General features: G+C 61.8%; 5 protein-coding genes and 1 pseudogene. 5 read left to right on the top strand and 1 reads right to left on the bottom strand.

The genetic code is table 11. The features are described from left to right. From F8N49_RS28420 to F8N49_RS26510, 3 genes and pseudogenes are all read left to right on the top strand, one after another. Positions 1–96: pseudogene (locus F8N49_RS28420) on the top strand (IS110 family transposase); the annotation flags it as partial. A 30-nt stretch (positions 97–126) separates the two neighbouring features. After that, on the top strand, positions 127–255 hold the full coding sequence (locus tag F8N49_RS28415; RefSeq protein ID WP_256675526.1) for a hypothetical protein: 129 nt from the start codon (positions 127–129) through the stop codon (positions 253–255). A 66-nt stretch (positions 256–321) separates the two neighbouring features. Next, positions 322–1251, top strand: coding sequence for a DMT family transporter (locus F8N49_RS26510; RefSeq protein WP_151553212.1), 930 nt, complete (start codon positions 322–324; stop codon positions 1249–1251). Here F8N49_RS26510 and F8N49_RS26505 read toward each other — a convergent pair. Further along, positions 1199–2380 (bottom strand): MFS transporter, encoded by a 1182-nt coding sequence (locus F8N49_RS26505; RefSeq protein WP_151553210.1) that lies wholly within the window; start codon positions 2378–2380, stop codon positions 1199–1201. The genes F8N49_RS26510 and F8N49_RS26505 overlap by 53 nt on opposite strands. Before the next feature lie 103 nt (positions 2381–2483). Here F8N49_RS26505 and F8N49_RS26500 point away from each other — a divergent pair, with 103 nt between their 5' ends. Both F8N49_RS26500 and F8N49_RS28410 read left to right on the top strand, forming a co-directional pair. Next, positions 2484–3377 (top strand): LysR family transcriptional regulator, encoded by an 894-nt coding sequence (locus F8N49_RS26500; protein ID WP_151553208.1) that lies wholly within the window; start codon positions 2484–2486, stop codon positions 3375–3377. A gap of 142 nt (positions 3378–3519) precedes the next feature. Continuing rightward, complete coding sequence (locus F8N49_RS28410; RefSeq protein WP_003184145.1) at positions 3520–3648, top strand: PA1414 family protein; 129 nt, start codon at positions 3520–3522, stop codon at positions 3646–3648. The last annotated feature ends 55 nt before the right edge of the window (positions 3649–3703 follow it).

Here is a 3703-nt window from a genome sequence, read left to right as displayed (position 1 = left end):
ACTACCCAAGCACTGGTCGCACTAGCCCGCAAGCTTGCACGGGTGGTATTTGCTCTGTTGAAAAACCAGAGCGAATACTCACCCAAAGGCGTTTAGGGGCTAGGCATGAACCATAGAATCTCCCACATGTTCACCGAACCCTCTGTGGGAGCGGGCTTGCTCGCGAATGACGGCGCAGCCGTCAACCATTCAGCGCTGACGCCACTGACCAACTTAATGTCTTTTCCAGACGGCTTTTTCCGCGCATCTGATTGATAATCCCCGACACTGTTTTCTGACCATTGGATGGCCTGCCATGTTGTGTGTGTTCGAGGTGTTGCGGTGAGTGCCGAGCGGCGCAATGCCGACGGTTTTGCCCTGCAAGTGATGATCGGCCTGTGCCTGATCTGGGGTGTGCAGCAAGTCCTGATCAAGTGGGCGGCAACGGACATCGCGCCGGTGATGCAAGCGGCGGGGCGCTCGGGAATTTCTGCGTTGCTGGTCGGTTTGCTGATCTGCTGGAAGGGCGGTTGGGATCAGGTCGGCAGCACCTGGCGCGGCGGCTTGCTGGCCGGTGCGCTGTTTGGTCTGGAGTTCCTGTTCATCGCCGAAGGCCTGCAACTGACCACCGCCGCGCATATTTCGGTGTTCCTCTATACCGCGCCGATCTTCACCGCACTCGGCGTGCATTTCCTGCTGGCCAGCGAGCGTTTGCGCCCGTTGCAATGGCTGGGGATTCTGCTGGCGTTCATCGGCATCGCGATTGCCTTCGCCGGCGGTGTGTCGTGGGACAACCTTGATCGGCGCATGCTGCTGGGCGATGCCTTCGGCGTATTGGCCGGCGCCTGTTGGGGCGCGACCACCGTGGTGGTGCGCGCCTCGCGACTGTCGGAAGCGCCGGTGACATTGACCCTGTTTTATCAGCTGATGGTCGGTTTCATCGGTCTGCTGTTGATCGCGTTGTTCAGCGGCCAGATCACCCACGTCAGCCTGACTACCGTGGCGGTGGCCAGTGTGCTGTTCCAAGGGCTGGTGGTGTCGTTCTTCAGCTACCTGGTGTGGTTCTGGCTGCTGCGCCGTTATCTGGCGGCCAACCTTGCGGTGTTCTCGTTCATGACGCCGTTGTTCGGCGTGACCTTCGGCGTGCTGCTGCTCGGCGAACAGTTGAGCCTGAACTTCGTCATCGGCGCCGTGCTGGTGCTGCTCGGCATCACTTTCGTCAGCGCCGAACAGTGGCTGCGTCGCCGTTTGCGCAAGGCGCTGGGCCAGTAGCCTTGGCCTGCATCGCCAGCGCGCCGGCCAGCAACAGGCCGGCGCCGGCGATCAGCAGCGCTGGCTGCAAACCGCCGCAGAAATGGCTGCTCAGCGCCGCCAGCAGCGGGCCGCTCAGCTGGCCGACAGCGAAGCACGCCGTGAGCATCCCGGCGTTGCGCTGAGTGGCGTGGGGCGCCAGCTCTCGCGAACGCTGCATGACCAGTTGCATGCAGGCCAGAAACGGCGTGCCGCAGAGGATCACCCCCAGCGCCAGACCGAGGCCGCTGCCCAGCAGACAGGCGAACACACCGGCCGCTTGCAGCCACAACGTCGCCATCAGCCAGTGCCGCGTGGTCTCGGGATCATGTCGGCGCAGACTCACCAACCACACCCCGATTGCCGCGCCGAGGCCAAAGCACGGCCAGAACAGATCCGCCTGCCACTGGCCGTGAAACTGCGCGTTGGCCATCTGCGACAGGAACGTTGCCGGAATGATGTAGCCGATGCCGTACAGCGCATATACCAGCGCCAGCCGACCGATGCCTCGGTTCGCTGCGTTCACATGCGTTGTCGCTGGCGTGGTTACCGCGGTGGGCTGCGGCAACAACCGCCAGACGCCGAGCATCATCAGCAACGCGGCGGCTGCGTAAATCAGCCACAGGGTTGCCGATGTCTGCTGCAGTCGATGTGAGACCAGCGCCAGCAACCCTGTGAGAAAAATCCCCAGACCCGGCCCGGCAAAAACCAGAGCACCCCAGCGCGGTCGATTCGCCGCCGCCGCCAGCGGCTGACTGAGCGAAGTAATCATCACCAGCACCCAGGCACTCGCGACTCCGGTACCAAAGCGCAACAGCAAGTGCGACCAGAAACCGTTGGCCCAGAACGACGCCAGGGTCAGCAGCACGCACAGCCATAGCCCGCCATGCAGGCGACGCTGCACCTGCTGCGGCCGCTGTGCGAACATCGCATCCACGGCACCGAGCAGATAGCCGAAGTAGTTGGCCGCCGCGATCAGCCCGGCGGCGGTGAGGTCGATCTGCCCTTCGCTGAGCAGGTGCGGCATCTGAGGTGTCAGGGCGAAACGGCCAATGCCCATGGCCATCATCAGGGCAACGAAACAGGCGGATAAACGTATCAGCGGCGACATGGTCGGGCTTCCTTCAAGGCAGCAATGACCGTCAGGCTAGGATCGATTGACTTTCTTTAAAATTGAATAATAGTGAGTAACTTGTTCTGTTCAGGAGAAAGCAGTGGAATTCAGCCAGCTGCGGATATTTCAGGCGGTCGCCGAGGAAGGCTCGATCACCCGCGCCGCCGAGCGCCTGCATCGCGTGCCATCAAATCTGTCGACGCGCCTGAAACAGCTTGAGGAGCAACTGGGCGTTGAGCTGTTCGTCCGCGAACGGCAGCGCTTGCAGTTGTCGCCGGCGGGCAAGGTCCTGCTCGACTACACCGGCAGACTTTTCGCTCTGCGCGATCAGGCCAGTGCGGCGGTGATGGGCGGGCAACCGGCCGGCGACTTCGTGCTGGGCACCATGTACAGCACGGCGGCGATCCATCTGCCGGCGTTGCTGGCGCGTTATCACAAGCAATACCCGATGGTGAATTTGCAGGTGCAATCGTCGCCGACCGGGGAATTGCTCGAAGGGTTGCTCACCGGCCGCCTCGACGCGGCATTGGTCGACGGACCGCTGGAACTGGCCGGGCTCGATGGCGTGCCGTTGTGCGAGGAGCGGCTGGTGCTGATCACTGAAATCGACCATCCGCCAGTACGCACCGCGCGGGACGTGGAAGGGCGCTCGGTGTTCACTTTTCGCCAGGGCTGTTCATATCGCATGCGTCTGGAAGCATGGTTCTCTCACTACCACGCGGCGATGGGCCGGCCGATGGAGATCGAGTCGTATCAGGGCATGCTCGCCTGTGTGATTGCCGGCAGTGGTGTGGCGTTGATGGCTGAGTCGATGCTCGCTAGCCTGCCGGGTCGCGAAAGCGTCGCCGTGCATCCGTTGGCCGAGCCGTTCGCGGGTGCGACAACGTGGCTCATGTGGCGCAAGGGTATGGCCGGGGCCAACCTGAATGCCTGGATCGACGTGCAGCAAGCGGTCTATCCCGTGGCTTTGCATGAAGTCCGTGAAACAGCGTGAACCAATCGCAACAGATTCTGTTCAATTCAGTAACAGATCATTGCGGATTTGGCCGAGCATTGCGTAGGACTTCGGACTATTATCAGTGCGAAGCGGCCTCAGAATTCCGGCCGCTCAGCACCACCCTGAAGGGGGCATGACGATGAAAGAGAAAATCCAGAACTGGCTGCACGATTTGGGAGTTGCCCTCGGTTTGATCGAACCGCCTCTGCAACCGGTACCGATTCGCACGGACGACGAACAGCGCCGACGCCAGCCACGTCGCCGTTAATACCTGCGATCAGAGATTTCAAGATCGCAGCCGTCGGCAGTTTCTACAAAGTGTA

It is taken from the genome of Pseudomonas sp. GXM4, assembly GCF_008923895.1.
GTDB lineage: Bacteria > Pseudomonadota > Gammaproteobacteria > Pseudomonadales > Pseudomonadaceae > Aquipseudomonas > Aquipseudomonas atacamensis.
The sequence above is the reverse complement of the archived record's forward strand: the minus strand, read 5'-3'. Positions and strand labels throughout refer to the sequence as shown.